The organism is Anaerozeibacter quisquiliarum (assembly GCF_051162045.1).
In the GTDB taxonomy this organism is placed as follows: Bacteria; Bacillota; Clostridia; order Christensenellales; family Aristaeellaceae; genus Anaerozeibacter; species Anaerozeibacter quisquiliarum.
This window is the reverse complement of sequence record NZ_JBISDI010000036.1, coordinates 18,072-40,283: the sequence shown is the minus strand read 5'-3', so window position 1 is coordinate 40,283 and position 22,212 is coordinate 18,072. Positions and strand designations below refer to the sequence as shown.

Annotated in this window: 27 protein-coding genes; all 27 read left to right on the top strand. The window is 58.6% G+C overall.

What is annotated here, in order from left to right; all coding sequences use genetic code 11:
* Nucleotides 1-126 precede the first annotated feature (126 nt).
* The 27 genes from ACH6CV_RS14550 (at nt 127) to ACH6CV_RS14420 (ending at nt 22,209) form a co-directional block, all read left to right on the top strand.
* Complete coding sequence (locus ACH6CV_RS14550; RefSeq protein WP_456358933.1) at nt 127-615, top strand: ERCC4 domain-containing protein; 489 nt, start codon at nt 127-129, stop codon at nt 613-615.
* Nucleotides 587-832: a hypothetical protein gene (locus ACH6CV_RS14545; protein ID WP_456358932.1), complete on the top strand. Its 246-nt coding sequence runs from the start codon at nt 587-589 to the stop codon at nt 830-832. The genes ACH6CV_RS14550 and ACH6CV_RS14545 overlap by 29 nt, the downstream gene beginning before the upstream one ends.
* Nucleotides 829-1,152: a nucleoside triphosphate pyrophosphohydrolase family protein gene (locus tag ACH6CV_RS14540; protein ID WP_456358931.1), complete on the top strand. Its 324-nt coding sequence runs from the start codon at nt 829-831 to the stop codon at nt 1,150-1,152. The genes ACH6CV_RS14545 and ACH6CV_RS14540 overlap by 4 nt, the downstream gene beginning before the upstream one ends.
* Nucleotides 1,153-1,373: 221 nt before the next feature.
* Nucleotides 1,374-1,916: a CHC2 zinc finger domain-containing protein gene (locus ACH6CV_RS14535; RefSeq protein ID WP_456358930.1), complete on the top strand. Its 543-nt coding sequence runs from the start codon at nt 1,374-1,376 to the stop codon at nt 1,914-1,916.
* Nucleotides 1,909-3,243, top strand: a complete 1,335-nt coding sequence (locus ACH6CV_RS14530) for a VapE domain-containing protein (RefSeq protein WP_456358929.1) — start codon at nt 1,909-1,911, stop codon at nt 3,241-3,243. The genes ACH6CV_RS14535 and ACH6CV_RS14530 overlap by 8 nt, the downstream gene beginning before the upstream one ends.
* 200 nt (nt 3,244-3,443) lie before the next feature.
* Nucleotides 3,444-3,953 (top strand): hypothetical protein, encoded by a 510-nt coding sequence (locus tag ACH6CV_RS14525; RefSeq protein WP_456358928.1) that lies wholly within the window; start codon nt 3,444-3,446, stop codon nt 3,951-3,953.
* A gap of 351 nt (nt 3,954-4,304) precedes the next feature.
* Complete coding sequence (locus ACH6CV_RS14520; protein WP_456358927.1) at nt 4,305-4,820, top strand: hypothetical protein; 516 nt, start codon at nt 4,305-4,307, stop codon at nt 4,818-4,820.
* A gap of 88 nt (nt 4,821-4,908) precedes the next feature.
* Nucleotides 4,909-6,606 (top strand): terminase gpA endonuclease subunit, encoded by a 1,698-nt coding sequence (locus ACH6CV_RS14515; RefSeq protein WP_456358926.1) that lies wholly within the window; start codon nt 4,909-4,911, stop codon nt 6,604-6,606.
* Nucleotides 6,603-6,821: a hypothetical protein gene (locus ACH6CV_RS14510; RefSeq protein WP_456358925.1), complete on the top strand. Its 219-nt coding sequence runs from the start codon at nt 6,603-6,605 to the stop codon at nt 6,819-6,821. The genes ACH6CV_RS14515 and ACH6CV_RS14510 overlap by 4 nt, the downstream gene beginning before the upstream one ends.
* Nucleotides 6,822-6,826: 5 nt before the next feature.
* On the top strand, nt 6,827-8,338 hold the full coding sequence (locus ACH6CV_RS14505; RefSeq protein WP_456358924.1) for a phage portal protein: 1,512 nt from the start codon (nt 6,827-6,829) through the stop codon (nt 8,336-8,338).
* Between the two features lie 121 nt (nt 8,339-8,459).
* Nucleotides 8,460-10,301 (top strand): phage major capsid protein, encoded by a 1,842-nt coding sequence (locus ACH6CV_RS14500; protein ID WP_456358923.1) that lies wholly within the window; start codon nt 8,460-8,462, stop codon nt 10,299-10,301.
* Between the two features lie 18 nt (nt 10,302-10,319).
* On the top strand, nt 10,320-10,658 hold the full coding sequence (locus tag ACH6CV_RS14495; protein ID WP_456358922.1) for a capsid cement protein: 339 nt from the start codon (nt 10,320-10,322) through the stop codon (nt 10,656-10,658).
* A gap of 11 nt (nt 10,659-10,669) precedes the next feature.
* Nucleotides 10,670-10,951 carry a hypothetical protein gene (locus ACH6CV_RS14490; protein WP_456358921.1) on the top strand — a complete coding sequence of 94 codons (282 nt, stop codon included), beginning with the start codon at nt 10,670-10,672 and terminating at the stop codon, nt 10,949-10,951.
* 6 nt (nt 10,952-10,957) lie between these two features.
* Complete coding sequence (locus tag ACH6CV_RS14485) at nt 10,958-11,284, top strand: hypothetical protein (protein WP_456358920.1); 327 nt, start codon at nt 10,958-10,960, stop codon at nt 11,282-11,284.
* A 5-nt stretch (nt 11,285-11,289) separates the two neighbouring features.
* The gene (locus ACH6CV_RS14480) at nt 11,290-11,940 is read left to right on the top strand and encodes a hypothetical protein (RefSeq protein ID WP_456358919.1); all 651 of its coding nucleotides are present in this window, start codon (nt 11,290-11,292) and stop codon (nt 11,938-11,940) included.
* Between the two features lie 8 nt (nt 11,941-11,948).
* Entirely contained in the window at nt 11,949-12,488 is a 540-nt protein-coding gene (locus ACH6CV_RS14475) for a hypothetical protein (RefSeq protein ID WP_456358918.1), read from the top strand.
* Nucleotides 12,489-12,502: 14 nt separating this feature from the next.
* Nucleotides 12,503-13,939, top strand: coding sequence for a phage tail sheath protein (locus tag ACH6CV_RS14470; protein WP_456358917.1), 1,437 nt, complete (start codon nt 12,503-12,505; stop codon nt 13,937-13,939).
* A gap of 13 nt (nt 13,940-13,952) precedes the next feature.
* On the top strand, nt 13,953-14,462 hold the full coding sequence (locus ACH6CV_RS14465) for a phage major tail tube protein (RefSeq protein ID WP_456358916.1): 510 nt from the start codon (nt 13,953-13,955) through the stop codon (nt 14,460-14,462).
* Between the two features lie 9 nt (nt 14,463-14,471).
* Nucleotides 14,472-14,831, top strand: coding sequence for a hypothetical protein (locus ACH6CV_RS14460; protein ID WP_456358915.1), 360 nt, complete (start codon nt 14,472-14,474; stop codon nt 14,829-14,831).
* A gap of 194 nt (nt 14,832-15,025) precedes the next feature.
* Nucleotides 15,026-18,343, top strand: a complete 3,318-nt coding sequence (locus ACH6CV_RS14455; RefSeq protein ID WP_456358914.1) for a phage tail tape measure protein — start codon at nt 15,026-15,028, stop codon at nt 18,341-18,343.
* Nucleotides 18,336-18,569, top strand: a complete 234-nt coding sequence (locus ACH6CV_RS14450; protein ID WP_456358913.1) for a hypothetical protein — start codon at nt 18,336-18,338, stop codon at nt 18,567-18,569. Before ACH6CV_RS14455 ends, ACH6CV_RS14450 begins: the two co-directional genes overlap by 8 nt.
* A gap of 4 nt (nt 18,570-18,573) precedes the next feature.
* Nucleotides 18,574-19,479: a phage late control D family protein gene (locus ACH6CV_RS14445; protein WP_456358912.1), complete on the top strand. Its 906-nt coding sequence runs from the start codon at nt 18,574-18,576 to the stop codon at nt 19,477-19,479.
* Complete coding sequence (locus tag ACH6CV_RS14440) at nt 19,473-19,679, top strand: hypothetical protein (protein WP_456358911.1); 207 nt, start codon at nt 19,473-19,475, stop codon at nt 19,677-19,679. The genes ACH6CV_RS14445 and ACH6CV_RS14440 overlap by 7 nt, the downstream gene beginning before the upstream one ends.
* A 3-nt stretch (nt 19,680-19,682) precedes the next feature.
* Nucleotides 19,683-20,243, top strand: coding sequence for a phage tail protein (locus ACH6CV_RS14435; RefSeq protein WP_456358910.1), 561 nt, complete (start codon nt 19,683-19,685; stop codon nt 20,241-20,243).
* A gap of 19 nt (nt 20,244-20,262) precedes the next feature.
* Nucleotides 20,263-20,559 (top strand): hypothetical protein, encoded by a 297-nt coding sequence (locus tag ACH6CV_RS14430; RefSeq protein ID WP_456358909.1) that lies wholly within the window; start codon nt 20,263-20,265, stop codon nt 20,557-20,559.
* On the top strand, nt 20,552-21,652 hold the full coding sequence (locus ACH6CV_RS14425; RefSeq protein WP_456358908.1) for a baseplate J/gp47 family protein: 1,101 nt from the start codon (nt 20,552-20,554) through the stop codon (nt 21,650-21,652). The genes ACH6CV_RS14430 and ACH6CV_RS14425 overlap by 8 nt, the downstream gene beginning before the upstream one ends.
* Before the next feature lie 2 nt (nt 21,653-21,654).
* Nucleotides 21,655-22,209 (top strand): phage tail protein I, encoded by a 555-nt coding sequence (locus tag ACH6CV_RS14420; RefSeq protein ID WP_456358907.1) that lies wholly within the window; start codon nt 21,655-21,657, stop codon nt 22,207-22,209.
* The last annotated feature ends 3 nt before the right edge of the window (nt 22,210-22,212 follow it).

Genomic DNA, 22,212 nt, shown 5'->3' with positions numbered 1-22,212 from the left:
TTATAGCGGTCTGGCCGCAAGGCACATATACCGTTCACAGCCTCCATCCCATCGTAGCAGATTTTGTGAAAGGAGCGTATGATCTCACGCGGTCTCTGCCACGTGTATATCATACAAGGGCGCTACATGACCATCCAGATCGATTCGCGTGAGAAGCCGCGCGCAATCACGCGCATACTCGACCACTTTGACAAGGGCGGGATAACCCACTTCACCAGCAAATTGCCGGTGGGCGACTACATGAACCTTGACAATCCGCGTCTGGTGATCGACCGCAAGCAGAACCTGCAGGAGTTGGTCGGGAACGTCTGCCAGCAGCACAAGCGGTTCACAGACGAGTTGAAGCGTGCGCAGGCATACGGCATCAAGCTGATCGTCCTGTGCGAGCACGGCGGGCAGATCAAATCTATGGCCGACGTGATCAAATGGAACAACCCGCGGCTTAAAGCCTCGCCGCTGGCCATGTCGGGCGAAAGGCTGTGCAAGGTGCTGTGTACGCTGGCCGGACGGTATGGTGTGCAGTTTGAGTTCTGCGATAAGCGCGCGACCGGACGACGCATTACTGAACTGCTGGGAGGTGAACAGTATGACGGGAAAACTGCCGAAAATGGATGATAAGCTGCGCGACGTGTTTGTGGCGGCGTTCCAGTTCTTGCAGGCGCGCCAAGTCCCGGACCTCGCTGACAAGGACTATTGGCAGCGGGCCGCTGACGATATGATGCTGCTGTCGCAGAAACACCAGCATCCGCTTATGGATAAGCTGCTGGTGGCGGTCTACGAGTATCTGAGCGACGTTACGCGCGATGGCGTGCAGGAAGGAGAATCGGCATGACACTGAACGAATACCAAGCGCTCGCCCAGCGCACCAGCAACACGGACACGCCCATGCGGAAGATCCATTGCGCGGCGATGGGGCTGTGCGGCGAGGCGGGCGAGCTGATCGATTGCCTCAAGAAGTACGACTACCAGGGGCATGTGTTCGACCAGAACAAGCTGATCGACGAGGCGGGCGATGTGCTGTGGTACCTGGCTGAATTGGCGGCGGGGCTGGGCGTAACGCTTGAAGACATCGCCCAGCACAACGTGGACAAGCTCAGGCGCCGCTACCCGGACGGGTTCGAAGTGGAGCGCAGCACACACAGGGAGGGATGACGGGTGCCGGCACACTTGAGGCCGTGCGACCCGGGCTACGAGCGCGCGGCGAAAAAACACTGCCTGGGTTGTCAGCACTGGAAGACGTACAACGGGAGAAACGGGCTCTGCGATTACCTGTATGACACGGGAGAATCACGCGGAGGATCGGTGTTCGACTGTGATCGGAATGACGGCAGAAAGAAGCGCAGTCGCAATAAGACATCGAAAGGTTGCTCAATATGACCCGCGCCGCCATAGCAGACGCCATCAAGTGCGCGCTGGACATGCGCGACCTCGCAGACCGATACGGCGTTTCCGCTGCCCGACAAAATGCCGTAATGGTGTGCTGCCCATTCCACGCTGATAAAACGCCCAGCATGAAGTTGTTTTCGGACGGCTTCACATGCTTCGGTTGCCACGCCCACGGCGACCAGATCGACTTCGTCATGGCGCTGTTTGGTGTGGATTTCTGGGCGGCGGCTACGATGATTAACGCCGATTTCGCGCTGGGAATTCCGATTGACGCGCCACCAGATGATGCGATGCGGCAGCGGGCGAGTGCGCTCGCTGCCCGGCGTTCCGCGCGCCGCAAGGCTCTGATGCTGGCCGAATCAAACTACTGGCGCGCACATGACCGATGGCTGCTGTTCGACCGCCTACTGTACAGCACTGAACCATTCTCGGTGCTCTGGCGGTGGGCGGTCAGCAGGATAGATAACGCAAGAATAGACCTTGAGGACGCACAGACCAAGTGGATCGAGGTGAGAAAGAAACGTGTATGACGACCAATTTGATCCGTCGTTCGAGATGGACGACGAGCCGATGTGTCCGGCGCCAGTCGAAACGGTCATGGAAACAGATAAGTGGGGGAATCCGAAAAAGACTGTCGAGAATTTCCTTGTTGCAATGCGGCATGACGCGTACTTTGCCGGTGTTCGGTATAATGAACTTAAATGTGCGCCGGAGACTTCAAACGACGGGCCGGCTCGGCCATGGACGGGAGAAGACGACGCACGGGCGATAAATTACATCGAAAACTCATATGGTCTGTTTGATCATGTGAAGTTTAAGCTGGCTCGCCGCGTTCTGTTCTCGGAGCGCCGATATCATCCGGTGCGCCAGATCGTTGGCAAGCTCGAATGGGACGGGGAAGATCGAATAGAACGATTCCTCACAGAATGGATGAAATGTGACGATACACCCTATGTACGCGAGTGCTCCCGGCTAATTTTTGCGGGTGGGGTAAATCGTCTGTACCGACCGGGCTGCAAATTCGACGACATGGTGGTGCTGGTGGGCACCAACCAGGGCGAGGGAAAGACAACCCTTGTTCACTGGCTCGCAATTGAGGATAGGTTTTACACCGACGTCAAGGAATTCGACGGACAGCGCGGCATCGAGGAAATCTTGGGATCATGGATTTGCGAGGTAGGTGAGTTGCTGGCCTTCACACGTGCGCGCGAAACCGAGGCGATCAAGGCATTCCTATCCCGCCAAGTCGACCGGTGCCGTCACCCATACGACGAACACACCATGGACCATCCGCGCCAGTGTATTTTCATCGGGACAACCAACAAGCGGCAGTTCTTGGTAGACAAAACAGGCGGACGTCGGTTTTACCCTGTGGACGTTCACCAAAGCGCCTATGAACTGTATGCGCGCGAGGCAGAGTGCAAGGCGTATATCTTGCAATGCTGGGCCGAGGCAAAGGCAAAACTGGACACGCCATTTATGTCGCCAAAGGCTGACATTAGACTGATCGAGGAGATCAGAGACAGGCAGGCCGAGGCGGTCGAGGACGATTGGCGAATTGGTGTGATCGAAGAGTATTTGAGCAGGAAGGCGATCGGAGAGCGGGTGTTCGTTCAGGAGTTGCGCGTAAAGGCCCTGTACCCAAATATTGAGAACCTACGCGACGACAAAAAAGAGAGCACCGAGATCGGGATAATCATGCAGGGAATGCCCGGATGGCACAAAGAAGCGAAGCCGTCGAGACAGCACGGCATGGACCGTTGTTACGGTCCGCAGCGCTGCTGGATCAAAAAAGACGTTAATAAAGTGGAAACAACAGAAAATGAGGAGGAAGACGACGATGAACTGCCATTTTAGACCGAAGTCTGTTACGGTTTGTAACGGTGGTTGTAACGGTGGGAAGTGTAGGTATTCATTGGGTTTTCTCTATATCTGTTACAGCGTAACAAGTGTAACAAGATATAGAGGGTAATATAAATATATATAAATAATATCCACATAGAAAACGCTGTTACGCTTGTAACGTTGTAACGGTCGACCGATGGGAGGGGAAAAACATGGAATGGCTGTATGATTCGGCTCGTAAGCTGCTCGATGCCCGGAAGACGGTGGAATTGGAGCTCGGAGCAATCCGAAGGCAGCGGGATCGTTCGATGAGCGATGGCTCGCCGAAAGGATATGGTGTTGGCAAATGCTATCCGACCGCGAAAGGGCAGCGCTATGTGCCAGACTACATGAAGGACCGGGTAGACGTAGGCCGTGGCACAAACAACGTTGGCGGAATGCAAGGCCAGCATTACGACGGATACAACGGGGCGCTCGAACGGCAGGAACAGGCGAGTGTTGATATCAAGCACCAAGCAGACGAACTGATTCTCTTGCACCCCAACGGCATGGCGAGAGCGATCCTTCGAGATTACTACTGCAACGCCATGAGCGATGCAGCCATAGCCGAGGTTATGGACAAAGATAGAAGAACGATTTGCTCTATGCGCAACGCTGCGATTGAAAATCTCGAAGAATTTTACTTTCCTAAACACTCCAACTTACTCCAAAACACTCCATAAAACTCCAACATACTCCAACCATTATGTGATATACTGCTATCATCAGGCGAGAAGGACAAGAGCAATAGCGCTTATCCAGCTCGCCTTTTGTGTACCCAACGATGATATGCGCTGATGCTGAGTTGACCGATCAACAGCATCAGGCAAGCACACGACCTACTTGGAGGCGCGAGCTCGGCTGCGCTGCGGCCTGAGGCCAGGCGGGGAGGCCGGCGGCAACGAGACGAACAAACACAACAGACTTTGGTCGGGTCCTTCCGGCCTACCCCCGCCGCGCGGGTCGTCTCGCGAGCCCGACTCTCGGGCGGTCGAAAAAATTAAAAAAATAGTAACATGTGGGGAGGTGTGGCTGTGGCTGAGCGTGAGAAGTTGTGGGTCGAGGATGGCCGGATCATCGTGACAACCGACTGGCTCTGCAAGGTGCTGCCCACCACCAGGAAGACGCTGACCGAATGGGGGAAGAACGGCATCCCGAAGAAGGGCCCAGGCAAATGGGATTTTGTCGACGTACTCGCATGGCTCGGGCACATCGGCGCGGAAGGATCCGCGGATCGCGAAGCGGTATCACTAAAGCAGCAGAAGTTGCGCAAGGAGCTGGAGATCAAGACTGAGCAGGCCGAGCTCGCCCGGTTCAGGAACGAGCAGAACGCGAAGAAGTATGTCGAGCGCACAGAGGTAGAGCGGAACTTGGCAGAATTTTTTATCGTGTTCAAAAAGTCGGCGCTTATGATCCCGAGGAGGGTCGCGGGCGAGTTGAGCCACGTGATCGGCGTGGCGGAGGCCAGCGAGTTGGAGGGGCGGTTGATGGATATCGTCGGCGGCGCGCTGAGCCAGATGAGCATGGACGGTGCCTACGATGGCAAATGAGTGGCCCGCATACATATCCCGCGCACTGAAATCCCTTGCACCGCCAGAACGGCTAAAAGTGTCCGAGTGGGCCGAGCGATACCGATACTTGGACGACAAGACCAGCGCGATCCCCGGCAGGTGGTCGAACGCGGTCACGCCCTACCTGGTGGAGATAATGAACGCCATGAACGAACCGGGCGTGCAGGAGATCGCGTTCTGCAAGCCGACACAGGTCGGCGCCACGGAAGTAATTCACAACATCTTGGGATACTGTATCATGATGGATCCCGGATCAGCGATGATCGTCTATCCGACAGATCCGCTGGCCGCGTCGGTGAGCAAGAACCGAATACAACCGATGATCCGATCGACGCCCGAACTGCGGGCGCTTTTTCATGAGGACGCATCGCAACTTCTGGAGTTGCAATGCGACAGCATGATCATCAACCTAGCTGGCACCAACTCGCCGGTCGGCTTATCCTCTCACCCGCGGCGATATGTGTTCATGGACGAGGTGGATAAGTACCCGGCCGGTTCTGCGCGCGAGGGTACGCCGATCAAGCTGGCGCGCGAACGGTCCAAGACGTTCGACAATCGCAAGATTTTTTACACCAGCACGCCTACGTTGAAAACCGGGAACATCTGGAAGGCCATGGAGGATGCCGACGTGATCCGGCATTACTTCGTGCCCTGCCCTCATTGCGGACAGATGATCGAACTGCTATTCAAGCAGATCCGGTTCCCTGATGGCGGAACCTATGCCGAGCGGGCGCGCGAGGCTATGTACTTTTGTCAGCACTGCGAAGCAGGAATCACCGACGCGCAGAAGATCACCGCATTGCGCGGCGGGTGCTGGAAGGCTGTGAGCGGGAGCAACGATCATCCGATCAAAGTGGCGTTCTGGATGAATACGTTGTACTCGCCCTTTGTGTCCTGGTCAAGCATCGTCCGCGAGTTTTTAAGCAGCAAGGATGATCCGGCATCGTTGCAGAACTTCGTCAACTCGTGGCTGGCCGAGCCATGGGAAGATACGCGTATCAGTACCACCGACGACATGGTGCTGAGCCACCAGACCGAATCGCCCAAGTGGGAAGTACCGGAATGGGCGCAGTTTCTCACCGGTGGCGTGGACGTACAGGAGCAGTCGCTGTACTGGACGATCAGGGCTTGGGGATCCGGGATTACGTCGCAGTGCATCGCATGCGGCCAGGCGTTCAGTCTGAAAGACATCGTGACCGTTATGAACCAGACGTACCGCAAGGCGAACGGCGAGGAATGGCTGGTGGAACTGTGCTTGGTAGACTCCGGTGACCAGACCGACACGGTATATGAGTTTTGCTTCGCCAATCAGGAATGGGCAACGCCGGTCAAAGGATCGTCGAGGGAGCTGACCGGCAACAACTTCCGAATCAGCAAAATCGACCGATCTCCATCGGTGGCGAACGGATACCCGCTGGTGTTTGTGGATGGCGATAAATACAAGACCACGATCGCATCTCGACTGAACAGGCCGGTGGGCGTTGGGTCGTGGATGGTCCACGCAGGTTGCGACATGGAATACGCCCGGCAGGTAACCGCGGAACACCGGGTAGCAGACAGATCGGGACGGCTGAAATGGCAACCCAAGACGACCAGGGGTGACAATCACTATCTCGACGCGGAGGTGTACGCCTTCGCGGCTGCCGACGTGTTGGGGGTGAGGTCGCTGGACGACGGAGAGGAGGAACCCGCGAGACCATCTTCGGATGAGCGGGTTGATGAAGAATGGATCAGTTCGGACAAACTCGAAGCCTGGAGGCGATGAGTACACAAGATGCTTACGAGGCGGTGCGGCAGGCTATCATCGCCATCGCATGCGGGAAGGTAAGCTACCTGCAGATTGGTGGGCGGCAGGTACAGTTCCAGGACATTGAGAAACTGCGGGCGCTGAAAAACGAGTTGGCCATGGAGCTGATCGCGGAGGCGAGCGTGCCTGACTTGCTTGGCGGCGCTTACGTGGCATTCTTTGACGGGCGGTGATGTGGATGGGATGGATCGACAACGCGATAGCCGCGATATCACCCAAGTGGTCATACGAGAGGGCCGCCTGGCGCATCGCCGCCGACGAGATGCGCAACTACGATGCCGGCAAATCTGATCGCATAAACAGCGGGTGGCGCGTGGGTAACCAGGCTGCCAGCATGACGGACGGCCCATACCGCGACATCATTCGGGCGCGCGCGAGGGATATGGAACGCAACAGCGACATGCTGGGCGCAATCCTTCGGACGATGGAGCGAAATGTGGTGGGCTGGGGTTTGCAGCTGCAGCCTCACACGGGAGACGACAATCTGGACGATCAAGTGGATGAGTTGTTTTGCGAGTGGCGCAAGGCGCGTAACTGCGACGTGACCGGTATGCAGACGTTTGATGAGATTTGCCAGATGATCGTTCGGCGCAAGGTGGTAGACGGGGCGATCGTCATTGTAAAGCGGTACATACATGGCCGGAAGGTGCCGTTCTGCCTGCAACTGCTGGAAGTGGACGAGCTCTGCGGCGATGTGCTGTGCGCGCCTGGCAGCAACAACCGTGTTGAAGGCGGCGTGGAAGTGAACCGATGGAACCAGCCTGTGGCCTATTGGGTGCGCGAGTATGCGGGCGACGGGTTGACGCCGATCAAACCAGTGAGACTACCCGCCCAAGACGTGATCTACTACTACCACAAAACCCGTCCGAGCCAGATCCGGGAGATGTCCGAGCTGACCGCAACGATCCCGCGACTGCGAGACAGTGAGGAATTCATCGAGGCGGTGTCGGTCAAAGAGCGCATTGCGGCGTGCCTGGCGGTGTTCATTAAGCGTGCGCTGCCCACTGGGGGATACGGACGCAGCGGCACAATGCGGCCATTGCGCGATAAGCCCAGCGGGTATGACGGGAAACGGATAACTCCCGGCATGATCGAAGAACTGAGCCCCGGCGACGAAATCCAGTCGGTGCAGCCGCCCGGACAGGGTCAGGGTGCAGCGGACATGATCCGAATGCAGCAGCGCCTGGCGGGGGCTGGCCTGGGCCTTGGGTACGAGACGGTATCGCGCGACATGAGCCAAGTCAATTACTCGTCCGCCCGCCAGGGGCTGATCGAGGACGACATGACCTACAAGATGGAGCAGCAGAGCCTGATCGATCATGTGCTGACTGAAATCTACGAGACGTTTTTCATTTCGGCGGTCTTGTCGGGGGCGCTGGTCATACCGGGTTTCTGGGACGAGAAGCGCAAATACCTGAACCACGAATGGGTTGCGCAGGGGAAGGCGTGGATTGATCCGCTTAAAGAAGCGAGCGCGAATCTGGTCGCCATGAAATCAGGTCAGAAGACGTTCCGGGAAATCGCGGGCGCAGCTGGCTACGACTGGCGAGAGATGCTGGTCCAGATCGCGGAGGAACGGGCGTTCATGACCGAACTTGGCCTGGAGGCGCTATTCACACAGCCGCAAAAGAACACCAAGAACGACGAAAATGAGGGGGATAAAAATGCCAACCAAGAAACCGGGAAATAGGATGCTGACCAGAACGCTCTGCGGCATCCGGGCGCGGAGTGAGGAAGCTGGGGGCAACACTTTTGCATTGAGCTTTTCTAGTGAGGAACCGTACCTGCGAAGATCGTGGTTTGAGTCCTATATGGAGATTCTCGACCATCAAAAGGGCGCGGTTGACTTGTCCAGGCTCAGCGAAATTGGTGTGATGTTGTTCAACCACGATGTAGACAACGTCATCGGCCGAGTCGATTCCGTGTCCATTGAAGGGAACCGTGGTGAAGCGCAGGTCACGTTCGATGAAGACGAGAGAAGCCAGGTAATTGCCGAAAAGGTACGTTCCGGCACACTCAAGGGCGTTTCAGTACGGTACGCGGTTGATGTATGGGAGGAAGTACGAGAAGGCAAAAAGTCCGTCGACGGTCGATTCAAAGGGCCTTGCCGGATTGCCCGGAAGTGGACACCATTTGAGGTGTCTATCGTGAGTATCCCTGCCGACGCAACGGTCGGTGTGGGACGAGACATGGATTTTGAGGAGGATGAAAAGATCATGGGCGAGCATGAGAACAATGACACCAGTCGTGGCGAACAACCCGTAGAGCCGCAGGCTGCGGCAACGCCTACGACCCCGGCTGAACCGCAGGCGCAGCGCAGCGCGACCGTCGTGGATGCGGCGCAGGTGCGCGCGGACGAGCGACAGCGCATCGCCGCCATCACCGAGATGTGCCGTACTTTCGGCATTGATCCCGACCAACACATCAAGAGCGGCGCTACCATGGATCAGGCGCGCGCGGCTGTGATGGACGAACTGATGCGCAGTCGTGCGCCGATCGGCGCCGGCGGCGGGGTGACCCAGGATGAGGGTGACAAATTCCGCTCTGCGGCAATCGACGCGCTACTGATGCGCGGCGGCGTGCAGGTTGAGAAACCCGCAGATGGCGCGCAGCAGCTGCGCTCCCGCCGACTGCGCGACATGGCGGTGGAGGTCGCCGCGCGCACCCAGAACAATGATGCTGCTTACCGCATGAGCGATGAAGATCTGCTTCGGTCTTTCTACAACCCGTCAAGCGCGTTCCCTGCGATCATGGATCAGACCGTTGAGCGCGCCTATGCGGCCGGCCTGCGCACCGCCCCGGTGACATTCGACAAGTGGACGCAGCGCGGCAGCTTGGGCGATTTCAAAAAGACGCAATCGCGCTGGGTGGCCGGTGATGCTGGCGAGCTGCTGTTGGTGCCGGAGGGCGCGGAGATCAAGCACGATCTGCCCACGGACACCCGCAAGCCCACCCGCGGCCTGGACACTTACGGGCGCCTGTTCACGATGACCCGTCAGGCATTCATCAACGACGACATCGGTTTCCTGACCACCATTCCTTCGCGGTACGGTGCCAGCGCACGCAGAACCATCAACCGGGCTGTGTACAGCATCCTGGCGACCAACCCGGTGATCTACGATGGCTCCGCGCTGTTCTCGAGCGGCCGCAAGAACTTGCTGGATGCCGCCGCGCCCACAGTAGCCTCGATCAACAAAGCGCTGGTGGCGATGATGACCCAGCGAAGCGACAACGGGTCGACCTTGCTGGTGCAGCCCAGGTACATCATCTGCACTCCGCAGATGTACACCTACTTCGTCATGCTGCTGGGCAGCGACGCGCTGGAGAGCGGTGCATTCTCCGACAAGACCAAGGTTATGATGAGCAACCCGTTCAAGGGAATGGGCATTCAGGTGATCTCGGATGCCGAATTGTCTTCGCAACTCTCCGACAATGGCGGCAGCGGCTATGAATGGTTCATGGTGGCTGACGGCGGCTCGGTGGACACCATCCAAGTGGATTACCTGAACGGCGTGGATACCCCGACCATTCAGCGGTTCGAGGAACCGAATGTGCTGGGCTTCACCTGGCGCATCTTCCTGGACTGGGGCATCAGCGTCATGGACTACCACGGCCTGGCCAAGAATCCGGGCGCGCAGCCTTCTGAGCTGTAAAGAAAGGAGGACCAAACAATGATTGCGACCTATGTGCGTGAAGGTGAGATTCTTGAATACAAGGCTACGAACGCAGTAGAGCGCGGCGAGGTAGTCGCGCTTGTGTCTGGTGGTGTGGGCGTGGCGTCGGATGAAATCCCGGCCGGTGGTGCGGGCCATCTGCATATTGTCGGCGTGTTCGCCATGCCGAAGAAGGCGGGGGAAGCCGTGGCCGCTGGTGCGCTGCTGTACTTCGATGCTGCAAATGGAGTGGTTACCGCAACCAAGGACACGTTGACTGTTGTAGCGGGTATGGCGGCGGCTCCGGCGGACGCGGCTGCGGCCATGATCGATGTGCGCTTGGCCAACCCGGTGTAGGAGGGTACGACATGAGCAAGTACATCGCGTTGCGCCCGATCCTGTATGCCGGGCGACAGCACAAGCCGGGTGAAGTCATCGACTGTGATGACCATGCGCTGGCCAGGATATGGATCGACAATGGCGCGGTGCGTGGGAGCTACCAAGCCGACGCCGATCCTGTCGAGGTTGAAGAAACCGCCCAGAGAGACTGCGAGCCGGAAGGTGCGCAGGATCAGGAAGCGCCTGACGATCGTCAGCTGGACAAGGACGACAAGCCCCGAATCGGACGATCGAGGGCAAAGAAGGGATAACCGGTCATGGACAATATCCTGGGCCTGATCCGATCCACGAACCATATGTTTTTCGAGGTATGGGGCGAGGAGCATGAGATTGATGGGCGCAAGATGACCGTAAACGTAGACGGCGATGCCCTGGAAAAGCTGAACGCGCGCCTTGGCACCGGGCGTACCGGCAATCACGGCATGAGCGGCGCGCAGATCATGTACTACGCGAAGGCCCAGGATTTTGACAAGCTGCCGAAAACCGGCGACCGGCAGAAGTTCGACGGGCGCATGTGCGTGGTGGAAGACGTGCGCGACGACGAAGGGATTGTGCGCGTGGTTCTGTCGCAGATCAGGGGGTGATGGTCTTGCCGGTGACGCTAAAGTTTGACGCCAGCGAGCTGAACCTGACCGCGCAGCGACTACGGACCGAACTTGGGCCAGACGCCGTGAAAAATGCTCTGGCCTTTGCTTTTGCCCCGACGCAGCAATTCGCCATCGACACGGCCGCGTCTCAAGTGAGCGCGTTGTACAACATCAGCGCTGGTGCCGTGAAAAGCACGAACACCAAGGGGCCCGCTATGAGCGCTTCGCTGAAAATCGGAGGCGGAGACGGTACCATCGCACAGATCACGTTCTCAGGCCGCACACTGACCTTGGAGAAGTTCGGATTTTCCCCGCGATACGCGCCGCGCGGCGACAATTACCGCGTCAGCACGGAAATCTTTCGCGGGCATGGCAAGACCTTTGCGCCGCCGCCTGAGGTGTTCATCCCGCGCAGCAAGCGCACAAACAAGTTGCCATTTCATCGACTGAGTGGAAGTCAGGTGGCAGCCCGGAAAGCGCGCGATCCCGATTACCGGTATGGCGGCAAGTATTCCGGGCCGGTTGCGCCGATCCACAGCTTGTCTGTGCCGCAGATGATAAGCAACGAAGAACTGGAGCCGACGCTGACGCAGGCGATCGGGCAAAAGCTGCTCGACGAGTTCGTGGCGCAGTTTGAAAGCATGAAGGGGTGATGCACGGTATGACGCTTGAAGGACGCATCGACGCCTTGGTGGCGTGTCTTGAGGATGGCACGCGCCATCTGAGCATGAAGCGCCCGGGCGACGACGACGCGACACTGCTTGAGTACGCGCCGCCATCCGTTAACGCAGTTTACATTCCCATTGGTGGAGCGTTGACCAATGAGCAATACTACCGCGCACCTTCGATCACCGTCATGCCCGGCGAGTGCAGCGAGAAGGCCGGAGAGGGCAACCTGCCCGTGGTGCTGATCTTGATGGCGTGGGACCCTGGCACGCGTGACGTCGAAGGAGAAGGGGTCTCGGTTACCGACCTAAACGGCGACGGATGGCGCGCGCTGACGACGATGATCGATACGGTCATCGGACACCTTCGATCGATTGCGTACGCTGGTGGCATGACACTGGACGATGAACTGCACTATGGGGTGTACGACTCCAACTTCACCGACCTGCGACCGTACTACTTCGGCTGGGTGCAATGCACGTTTTCCTACCAGTACGGAGACCGGGCTAAGGTTGTGAACGACCTACTGAATTGAGGAGGATGAAATTCATGGCGAACAAGTACGGCGTACAAGGTGAGTTGGGGCCGACCATCCTGACCGCGCCGCAGACCCTAGACAATGTACCGGTGTACGTGGGCATTGCGCCCTTGCATCTGGCGACTGAACCTGCGCCTATAAACAAGCCGGTGCTGATCACTGGATACGAGGACGGCGTGCGCAAGCTGGGCTACGCGGATGACTTCGCGAAGTACGACCTGTGCATGGCGATGGCCGCCCACTTCAAAAACAAGGTCAAGCCTGTTGGCCCCATTGTATGCATCAACGTGTACGATCCGGAAGCCAGCGGAGCAACTGCATCGGAGAATACCAGCGTATCGGTGATGCTGCGCGGCGGCGTGGGTTACATCGACGATCAGGATTGCGTGATCAGCACGTTAACAGGCATTCCAGAGAATGCCAACGTGCAAATACGCTACGACGGCGATATCCGCAAGATCAAGATTACCGATATGGGCGGAACGCTAACCTCGCCCTTGGCGCTGACCTACAAAAAGGCGGTAGTCAGTGGGATCGACGCGGACGACATCGTTGGCACCACCACCGACGCTGGCGTGAAGACGGGCGTGCAGGCGATCCATTACACCTACCAGACACTGGGCGTGGTGCCGGCCTTCCTATGCGCGCCAAACTTTGGTGGTGACGTCGGCGTACACGCCGCGCTGACTACGATCAGCCAGGCGGTATCTGGGCGATTCTTCGCGGTCGTGATGAGTGACGTATCCTCGGCGACCAACAAGGACGTGCCCGCCGCGATCACCGGCAAGAACGCCGCAGGGTTGACCGGCGAGATGGACCTGCCTTCGTGGCCGATTGGCAAGAAGAACGGCGTGAAATACTTCGGGTCTGTGCTGCGCACGGTTGCGCTGATGCAGGCGGATGCGGCGAACGGCGGCATCCCCATGGAGACCGCGGACAACAAGGAACTTGACATCGACGGTGTGTGCTTGGCCGACGGCACCGATATCCTGCTGGATATCGACCTGGCGGACAAGATCAAGGCGGCCGGTATCGCGACTATGCTGCGCTGGGGCGGCAAATGGAGATTGTGGGGCTGCCACACCGGCTCGTATGCGGACGACGCTCAGAATGTGGACAAGCGGTCGATCTTTGACAGCGGCATCCGCATGTTGTACTACGTGCTGAACACGTTCACGCAGCGCTACTTCGACGACATCAGCAAGCCGATGACCAGGAACCGATTGGACGCGATCCTGGTGGACGTGAATAAGTGGCTTGATAGCCTAGTGACTAGGGGCGCGCTGCTGTACGCCGCCGCCGAGCCGGATTCGGTTGTGCAGAATGATGATGATCTGGTCAACGGCCGGATCAAGTTCAAACTGCGCGCCACCAGCACGCCGCCGCTGAGCCTGATCACCGCCGTGCTGAGCTATACCGACGAGGGCCTGCCCCGGTTGGTCGGTTGAGGGAGGAAAGAGAATGGACAAGAAACTGAACATCATCGCCCAGAAGTGCATCGACGACGGCGTGGAAATCAAGGGCTATGTCTCGGCTGATCTCCCCGAGTTTTCCAATGCCACAACCGAGGTAAGAGGTGCTGGCGTCATGGGCACCCTGGACGTGCCCAGCACAGCACAGATCGAGAGCGCCGAGCTGACGTTGAACTATCAGGGTATCGGTTCCGGTCGGGCACATTTGATGCGGCCCGGCAAGCACAGCATCGAGCTGCGGACGGTGCAGGACGTCTTTGACGGCGAGGGCGGTGTGCAGCCTCAGAGTGTCAAGATCTTCATCACCTGCTTTCTAAAGAGTACCGGCGGCGGTAGTCTGGAGAATGCGAGTGCTGTCGAGGGCAGCGCCACCTACGAAGTAGCCCGGTATGAGGAATATGTGGATGGCGTTGAGACCGTGCTAATCGACAAGAACAATTTTATCTACCGAATTAACGGTGTAGATAGCGGGAAACCGGTTCGGGGTTTCCTGGATTAAGGAGGACGTATGAACAACAACGGCGTTTTGAGGTTGTCGGCACCGATTATGGTGAACGGCAAAAGAGTTTCAGAAATCCGCTATGATTTCGACGCGCTGACGGTGGAGGACATCGTGTCACTGGGCCGCGGCCGGGAGAAGTACGGTCTGCTGGGCGGTGTAGTGAGCCAGGAGCTCGACCCGTTCTGTCAGTTCGCGCTGTTCAAGCGCGCCGCGATTAAGGTGGACAACAGCTTGGACGACAGCGATCTCGCCCGCCTGAATGCAAAGGACGGCGCGAAGGCCATGAGGCTCGCGCGTGATTTTTTCTTGCTGGGCGAGGAGACGGAGGACTCGGAGGAGTCGGAGGACCAGACCTTCGCCGAATGATCGCCGAAATAGGATTTGCGCTGCATATCGGTGGCCCGTGGCTGTATAGCATGCGGGCCACCTTGTTTCTGGACTACTTTGACGATCTAGCCAAGGCTGGTAAGCGACAGAGCGAGATCGTCAAGAAGCTACGTGATAAGCAACCGCAATATTCGAGCCGCGGGAAGCGCGGTCGCAGAAGGAGGTGACGGCGGATGGCAAAGACCCTTGAGACGATCATTCAGATGGGCGGTAAAATCGACCCATCACTGGAAAAGGCGGTACAGGCGGCAAGCAACGATTTGCAGAAGCTATCCGCCGCCGCGCTGAAGGCGAACCAGAAGGCCGAAATGGCGGTCGCGCAGAGCACGATGAAAGGCGCGCAGAAAACCGCCAAGGCGCAGTTGAAGGCCGAGCAGGCCAGTCAAAAAGCGCTGCTGCAAGAAGCCCTTCGCAACAACAAGACGATGACCATGGCGCAGAAGCGTCAGGCTATGGCTGACTTTGAACTGGATCAGAAGCAGGCCATTATAGATCTGGAGAAGCAGCACGCCGAGGCCAACGCAGAACTCAAGGCAGAGCAGGAAACCCAGCTGGCCTACTACAGCCAGGTTGCGGAGGCAGCTGAAAAAGCTGCCGGGAAGAAAAGCTGGGAGGAATCGACAAAGGCGATCCAGGCGATGGGGCAAAAGCTGGAAAGCGTCGGTTCCACCATCAAGAAGGTCGGGAAGGGCATCACCACGCATATCGCCTTGCCGCTGCTGGCGTTGGGCGGTAAATCGTATGGGCTATCGAAGGAATACGAATCGGAGCTTATGCAGGTCATGAAGGTCGCCGAGGGCACCGACGAGCAATACGAGCAGTTCAAGCAGAACATGCTCAAGCACAGCCAAGAAATGCCCATCACCTATCAGGAACTGTTAAGGGGTGCTGCGGCCGGCGCCAAGATGGGTATCCCGATTGACGACCTCGAAGGTTTTACGTTGGTCATGGCAAAGCTGGATACCGCCACAGACCTGTCGGCGGAATCGGCCAGCGAATCGGTAGCAAAGATCACCGGCGTGCTGGACGTTGGTGCGGGCAACCTGTCCAACATGGGTAGCTCCATCGTCGCGCTCGGCAACACTCTAGCCACCAACGAATCAGACATCGTCGACTATACCTACCGCATGATGTCCACCGGCGATGCGGTCAACATGGCCGCGGCGGACGTGATGGGGTTTGGCGCTGCGCTTCACGCATCCGGCATCGAGGCGGAGGCGGGCGGCAGCGCATGGTCGAAGCTGATGAAGAGCATGGAGGTCTCGGCCCAGGTCAGCGGGAAGATGGACGGTGTGTTGCAAAAGACCGGCAAATCCCTGCGTGAGATGGAGCTGATGGCATCCAATTCGCCCAAGGACTTCAAGGGCATCGCGGAATCCTTCGGGTTGACAACCAAGGAACTGAAAGGGTACCTGAAAGCCGCGGTGTCGCTGGAGGACTACGCCGGGATTGCCGGCGTCACGACGGACCAGTTCAAAAAGATGTGGGCGAACGATCCCACGGAAATGATGCTGCGGTTTGTCGAAGGGCTGGGCGGCATCAAGGACGAGAGTGCGGTCAGTATCCTTAACGACATGGGGTTGACCGAGGTACGCCTGTCCAATGCTATCCTGGCGGCGGCCGGCGCGCAGGAGTTGTTCCGATCGGCCATCGAGACGTCGCGCAAGGCGTGGGACGAAAACACTGCACTGGACAAGGAATACAACATGTTCGCCAGCACAACAGAAGCGCAGGACAAGATGCTGGCAAACAAGGGCGCAAACGCGATGGCAAACTACGGTGAAACGGTGGCCGAGGCGCTCGAACCCATCAAGACGAAGATCGGCGAGGTCATTGATGCGTTTGGGAACTTGGATAAAAACGCTCAGAGCGTCCTGGTAAGCAGCACGGCTTACGCCACGGCGGGCGGCGGCATTATCTGGGCGCTGGGCTCTGTTATCGAGAAGGCTGGCGTAATCACCAGCTTCTTCGGCAAACATCCGGGAGGCGCCGTGCTGGCGCTGGGCCTGACGAGTGCAGCGCTTGGAACGTGGTGGGTGGTCACGAAGATCCAGGAGGCCAACACAGCGCTGACTGAGCTGCAGACCGCGGCATCTGCCATCACGCTCGGCGTCGATGCGGAAAGCAAGAACGCCGTGCTCGCGGACATCCAGGAAGTGGCCGACGCGCTGGGCGACCTGACCGGACCGGAAGCAAGGCGGGCCAGGATGTACAGTCAATCCGTGAAAGCGGGCTACGGCGATCAGGAGATGTACGTAAAGGCGCTGGCCTACGAGCAGGAAGTGCTGCGGCAAAGGCGTGAGGCTGTTACCGGCGTATACTCCGATCAGATCATCGCGGCGCAGGAGCGTATGGCCGAAGCGGCCGCGCGCGGCGATACGGCATCTGCCGATCAGGAGAGTAAACTGATCTCCGATCTTCGGGCGGAACTACCTATTGCGCTGGCAGAGGCCAATGCCCAGTATACGCAATCTGTATCCGCCCTTGCAGACGGGATGCTGAGCCAGTACGGCGATATGTCGGCGCTGCTGGCGCAGAATGGCGAATACTATCAGGCGATCGCGCAGATCGATCAGTTCAAGCCAGATTGGATGGACGAGCATGCACAGGCTGAGTATCTGAAAAAGGCATTCCCGGAGAGTGTGCAGCAAGAATACCTCGCGGGCAGCCAGTACACCAGCTTTGACCAGATGGCCGATTCGATGGCCTTCGGCGAGTTGCTGGCGGCGTACGAGTCGATGTCCGATACAGTTGTGCAGGAGATGGCGAAGTTCGCTACGCCCGAGGCCATGTCGGAGATTGGCGCTCTGCTTGCCGCCATCGTCGAGGGTGAGAACGGGCAATTCCTGGACCCGAAATCGCTGTCCGGCGCGCTGTTGGACGCCTTCGCACTGATCGACTACGCCAACGCCAACAAGGGCATGTCGGAGGCGGGATACGGCGACGCGATGAGTTTCAAGCTGCCGCAGTTTATGGACCCGTCCGTGCTTGGTCAGATGCAGGGCGCGGCCGATGCGCAAAATGGCGCGGCGACATCGCTTAAAGGCGCAGGTGATAAATCACTGGCTGCTGCCACCAAGTCGCAGACGGCAGCGTCGAGCCTGGAAAGCGCGGGCGGCCGGCTGATTTCGGCCGCATACAGCCTCAGCAACGTACAACCGAAATTCTCTATAAACTTCTCCGTGCCGGGCATGGCGACGGGCGGAACGGTGACGGGACCGACGTTGTCTTGGATCGGCGAGGGGCGTTACGACGAAACCGTCGTGCCGCACAACGACAGCCCGAGGAGTAAGAGTCTGCTCGCGGAGGCTGCAGCTGGCGTAGGCCTTGGGCTTGGTGGCGGCGGGCAGGTGATATTCGCCCCGCAGATCACCATCCAGGGCAATGCCGACGAGGAAATGGTTAAGAGCGCGATTGACGACGTATTCGAGCAGTTCAAGGCATGGTACGCCGAGATTGAGACGGAGAGGGGGCGCACCAGCCTTGCCTAGTTTCGGCAAATGGGTATGGGACGACACCAACCTGTACGAAGCGAGCCCGGGCGACACATGGGATGACATCGCTACGTTGGCCTATGGCGACCCGATGCTGTGCTCGCTGCTGCTGCATGAAAACCCCGCCTATTGTGATCGGGTGGTGATGGAGGGGCGGGAGGTAATCGTCATCCCCATCATCGACGAGGAAAAGACCGAGCTGACGCCGCCATGGCGGAGGTGAACGCATGAAAGTGCTGTATGAGGGCGAGGACATCTCGAACGACATCGACGTGAAGGTGGCCATCGCAACCGACGCCGAAGGTGGCATAGCGGACACGATCCGGCTCCGCGTCGCGGATGTTGCCGCGCTTTGGTCCAAGTGGGAACCGAAACGCGGCGACAAACTGCGATTGACCGAAGATAAGTACGACACCGGTACGATGTACATCGACGACATCGCGCTGACCGGCGACGAATGCGCGCTGGGGGCGGTGAGCGTCAATCCACTGGCGCGCGCGGAGAATTTTCAGAGTTGGGAGAATATCACGTTCAAGCGGTTGCTGGGCGACTTCGCCAAGCGGTACAACCTGAAACTCGCGATGTACGATGCACCAAACCCAACCTATGGCAGGGTAGCACAATACGGCGGCGGTGACTTGGCCTGGTTGGCCCGCCGCTGCCAGTTGGAGGGCTGCCAACTCAAGCTGCACGACGGCAAGATGGTGGTATACGGCGAGCACGCCTACGAGAAAAAGCGGGCCGTGCACGAAATCGAGCTTACCGACAACACGAAGTTCCAATACCGCGCGCTGACCCACATGCTACGATGCGCCTGTGTAGTAGAAAGCAGCGATAATCGCGGCCGATTCGACGCCCCGAAAGGCGTGGGGCCTGTGATGCACGTGCGCGATGTGGCCGCAGGCAGCATCGCCGAGGCGGAGCGATTTGCCAAGGGCATCCTGCGTAATCAGAATAAATTATCCGAGACCCTGCAACTGGACTGGACGTTTGACAGCGAGATGGCGGCCGGGGAGACAATCGACGTGACAGGGCGAGCCGGTCTGGAAGGCACCTGGTTCCTGAGCGCTGTTCGACATGATTTGATCGCCGAGCGCAGCTTATTAACGATGAGGAGGCCGCTGGGATGGTAGAGCGGGGGCGCGTATCGAGCCTTGAAGGCAGCAGCGCGCGAGTGACTGTGCCGGAGCGGATGGACAGCGTGACCAAGCCGCTTTACATCGCGCGCGGCGCACTTGACGAGGCGAACCAACCCCCGCAACCGGGTACGCCGGTGGCCTTCGTGGAATTCCCGGACGGCAGCGGCGTCATTCTGGCCAGATTGGAGGGGTAGCGGGTGGAGGTGTTGAGCTGGGGCGGGCTGACATTGAAGGTCGACGGCTCGCAGATATACACGTTCAGCGATTTTGAGTGGACGGTTGGCTATACATCCAAGACCAAGGATGTGAAGAAGAAAAAGCCGAAAACCACCGCGAAGGCGCCGAACTTGGAACAGATCAGCTTTTCGGTCCTGCTGCTGGCCAGCATGGGCGTTGATGTGCAGGCGCAGATCGAAGCATGGAGGACCGCATGCAATGCCGGTGAGGCGAACGAGCTGCTTATCGGCGGTGCGCACGTCGGCGATGCAGGAAGTACGTGGCGTATCAAGTCGCTCAAGGTGAGCGACATGACGCACGACACAAATGTAAAGCCAACTGGTGCGCAACTGAGCATCAGCATGGACGAGGTTGCCGGGAAACCGCCGAAAGCGACGAACGGCAATGGGGGCAAAAAGAAAAGGAAGAAGGCCAAGAAAAAGGTGCCGTCCTCGACGAAAAGGCCGACCAGAACAAGCAGGCCTGTCGAGAAGTACCGGGACAAGAACGGGAACCTAAGCAATCGGATATCCATTTGGTAAGCACAAGGAGGGCGAAGCAGTGCGCACCATTCGATCGGACGATAAAACCCCGTTGCGGTGGGCGTCAAGCGATGATCGCGTCGCCGACAATGTGCGCAACATCCTGCGAATCTGGCAGGGAGAAGCTGCATTCGCCCGGCCGATGGGCATCGACACGGACGCGCCCGGCCGTCACGGGCCGACAGAACAGCGCAAGCTGGCGACAAGCGTGCGGGAGAACATCGCGGAGTATGAACCGGATGCTGTGGTGTTGGACGTCCGCGTTCTGCTGGATGCGATGGGCAATGCAGTAATCGAGGTGGATTTGGATGAATGAGTTGATCTTTTTCGATGGGGACGCCCAGACCATGATCGATGAAGCTATCGGCATCTTTGACAGCGTACTGGGCGAAACGACCGGAGAAGCAGACGAACGGCGGCTGGTGCTGATGGCGGTCATGCAGGTACTGATCGCGGTAGGCGCGCGCGTTAACCTGGCCGGGTTGCGCAATTTGGTCGATCATGCGGACGGCGCTTTCCTGGACGCCATCGGGAAAACTGCCTTTACCAAACGACTATCGGCGCGCCCGGCGACTACAACGATTCGGTTCTCGCTGTCAGTAATCCGCGCGCAAAACACAGTCATTCCGTCCGGTACGCGCGTGACGCCGGACGGCGAGTTGTTCTTCGCGACGGACGAAACAATCGTCATCACCGCAGGCAGTATGACTGGCGATTCGGCGGCGACGTGCGTCGAGGATGGCGTGATCGGCAATGGATACGCGATCGGCGCAATATCAACGCTGGTCGACCCAATCGCTTACGTCGCGTCGGCAAGCAACATCAACGCGAGCGCAGGTGGCAGCGAGGCTGAAAGCGATGTAAGCTATCGCGAGCGCATCATCATGGCGCCCGTGAGTTATTCGACCGCGGGCAGCAGCATGGCGTATGAGTATTGGGCACGTGCCGCGCACGCGGATATCATCGATGTGCGGGCGGTATCTCCGGCCGCTGGAGAAATGACCGTGGTCGTTCTGGTTGGCGGTGGAACACCGTCTCAGCAGGTGCTGAGCGCTGTGACGAACGCTGTTTCGAGCAGCGAGCATCGGCCGGTGACTGATCGCGTAACCGTGACCGGCCCGGAGATGGTGCCGTACAACGTCGAGTTGAAATACTACGCGCCCGCCGCGACCCTGTCGGTCGTGCGCGGCGCGATCGAGGGGCCTGGCGGGGTGTTGGATCAATACTACGCATGGCAAGGCGGTGCGCTGGGACGCGCCATCAACCCAGACAAGCTGCTGGCACTGCTGGTCGGTGCTGGCGCGGTGAAGGTGGAAATCACATCGCCTGTATATACAGCGCTGACTGCCAATCAAGCCGCCACCTTCGGCACCGCAGAGATAACCTGCGAGGCGCTGACGGAGGTGTGACTATGAATCTGGATGCAGCGGATGTCCTGCGGCTGCTGCCGCGATTCATGCGCAACGATCGGACGGCTGCCGCCCTGTGCGCCGCAATAAAGCCAACGCTTGATAAGCTGACAGGCGCGATCCGTGCAATGCACCTATTTCAGGTCGACGGATTGCCGGAGCGCATGCTGGACGAGCTGGCGAAGCAGCGCAATGTGCTTTGGTACGACTACAGCGCAGACGTTGGTGTTAAAAAAGCGCTGATCGAATCGGCCTACAATGTGCACCGTGCGATCGGGACAAGATCCGCCATCGAGCGCGTCGTGGCCGACTACTTTGGGGACGCGACGGTGCAGGAGTGGTGGGAGTACGGCGGGGAGCCGTTCCACTTCCGGATTTACACGAGCAACAGCGCGGCGGTGGCCGAGAACGGCGCGAAGCTAAAGCGGATCGTGGAGTTGGTCAAGCGGGCAAGCGCGGTGATGGACGGGATTTACGTGGAGACCAGCGGCACGGTGCAGCTTTATACCGCGATCGCGGTGCAGACCTACCAGGTGCTACAATTCAGAATGGAGTGAGAT

What these genes read in the sequence shown, in the direction of transcription:
- ACH6CV_RS14490 (WP_456358921.1), top strand. Translation starts at nt 10,670, where the DNA reads ATGAGCAAGTACATCGCGTTGCGCCCGATCCTGTATGCCGGGCGACAG.
- ACH6CV_RS14475 (WP_456358918.1), top strand. Translation starts at nt 11,949, where the DNA reads ATGACGCTTGAAGGACGCATCGACGCCTTGGTGGCGTGTCTTGAGGAT.
- ACH6CV_RS14525 (WP_456358928.1), top strand. Translation starts at nt 3,444, where the DNA reads ATGGAATGGCTGTATGATTCGGCTCGTAAGCTGCTCGATGCCCGGAAG.
- ACH6CV_RS14470 (WP_456358917.1), top strand. Translation starts at nt 12,503, where the DNA reads ATGGCGAACAAGTACGGCGTACAAGGTGAGTTGGGGCCGACCATCCTG.
- ACH6CV_RS14455 (WP_456358914.1), top strand. Translation starts at nt 15,026, where the DNA reads ATGGCAAAGACCCTTGAGACGATCATTCAGATGGGCGGTAAAATCGAC.
- ACH6CV_RS14505 (WP_456358924.1), top strand. Translation starts at nt 6,827, where the DNA reads ATGGGATGGATCGACAACGCGATAGCCGCGATATCACCCAAGTGGTCA.
- ACH6CV_RS14420 (WP_456358907.1), top strand. Translation starts at nt 21,655, where the DNA reads ATGAATCTGGATGCAGCGGATGTCCTGCGGCTGCTGCCGCGATTCATG.
- ACH6CV_RS14495 (WP_456358922.1), top strand. Translation starts at nt 10,320, where the DNA reads ATGATTGCGACCTATGTGCGTGAAGGTGAGATTCTTGAATACAAGGCT.
- ACH6CV_RS14465 (WP_456358916.1), top strand. Translation starts at nt 13,953, where the DNA reads ATGGACAAGAAACTGAACATCATCGCCCAGAAGTGCATCGACGACGGC.
- ACH6CV_RS14425 (WP_456358908.1), top strand. Translation starts at nt 20,552, where the DNA reads ATGAATGAGTTGATCTTTTTCGATGGGGACGCCCAGACCATGATCGAT.
- ACH6CV_RS14440 (WP_456358911.1), top strand. Translation starts at nt 19,473, where the DNA reads ATGGTAGAGCGGGGGCGCGTATCGAGCCTTGAAGGCAGCAGCGCGCGA.
- ACH6CV_RS14545 (WP_456358932.1), top strand. Translation starts at nt 587, where the DNA reads ATGACGGGAAAACTGCCGAAAATGGATGATAAGCTGCGCGACGTGTTT.
- ACH6CV_RS14485 (WP_456358920.1), top strand. Translation starts at nt 10,958, where the DNA reads ATGGACAATATCCTGGGCCTGATCCGATCCACGAACCATATGTTTTTC.
- ACH6CV_RS14460 (WP_456358915.1), top strand. Translation starts at nt 14,472, where the DNA reads ATGAACAACAACGGCGTTTTGAGGTTGTCGGCACCGATTATGGTGAAC.
- ACH6CV_RS14550 (WP_456358933.1), top strand. Translation starts at nt 127, where the DNA reads ATGACCATCCAGATCGATTCGCGTGAGAAGCCGCGCGCAATCACGCGC.
- ACH6CV_RS14540 (WP_456358931.1), top strand. Translation starts at nt 829, where the DNA reads ATGACACTGAACGAATACCAAGCGCTCGCCCAGCGCACCAGCAACACG.
- ACH6CV_RS14535 (WP_456358930.1), top strand. Translation starts at nt 1,374, where the DNA reads ATGACCCGCGCCGCCATAGCAGACGCCATCAAGTGCGCGCTGGACATG.
- ACH6CV_RS14500 (WP_456358923.1), top strand. Translation starts at nt 8,460, where the DNA reads ATGGAGATTCTCGACCATCAAAAGGGCGCGGTTGACTTGTCCAGGCTC.
- ACH6CV_RS14510 (WP_456358925.1), top strand. Translation starts at nt 6,603, where the DNA reads ATGAGTACACAAGATGCTTACGAGGCGGTGCGGCAGGCTATCATCGCC.
- ACH6CV_RS14445 (WP_456358912.1), top strand. Translation starts at nt 18,574, where the DNA reads ATGAAAGTGCTGTATGAGGGCGAGGACATCTCGAACGACATCGACGTG.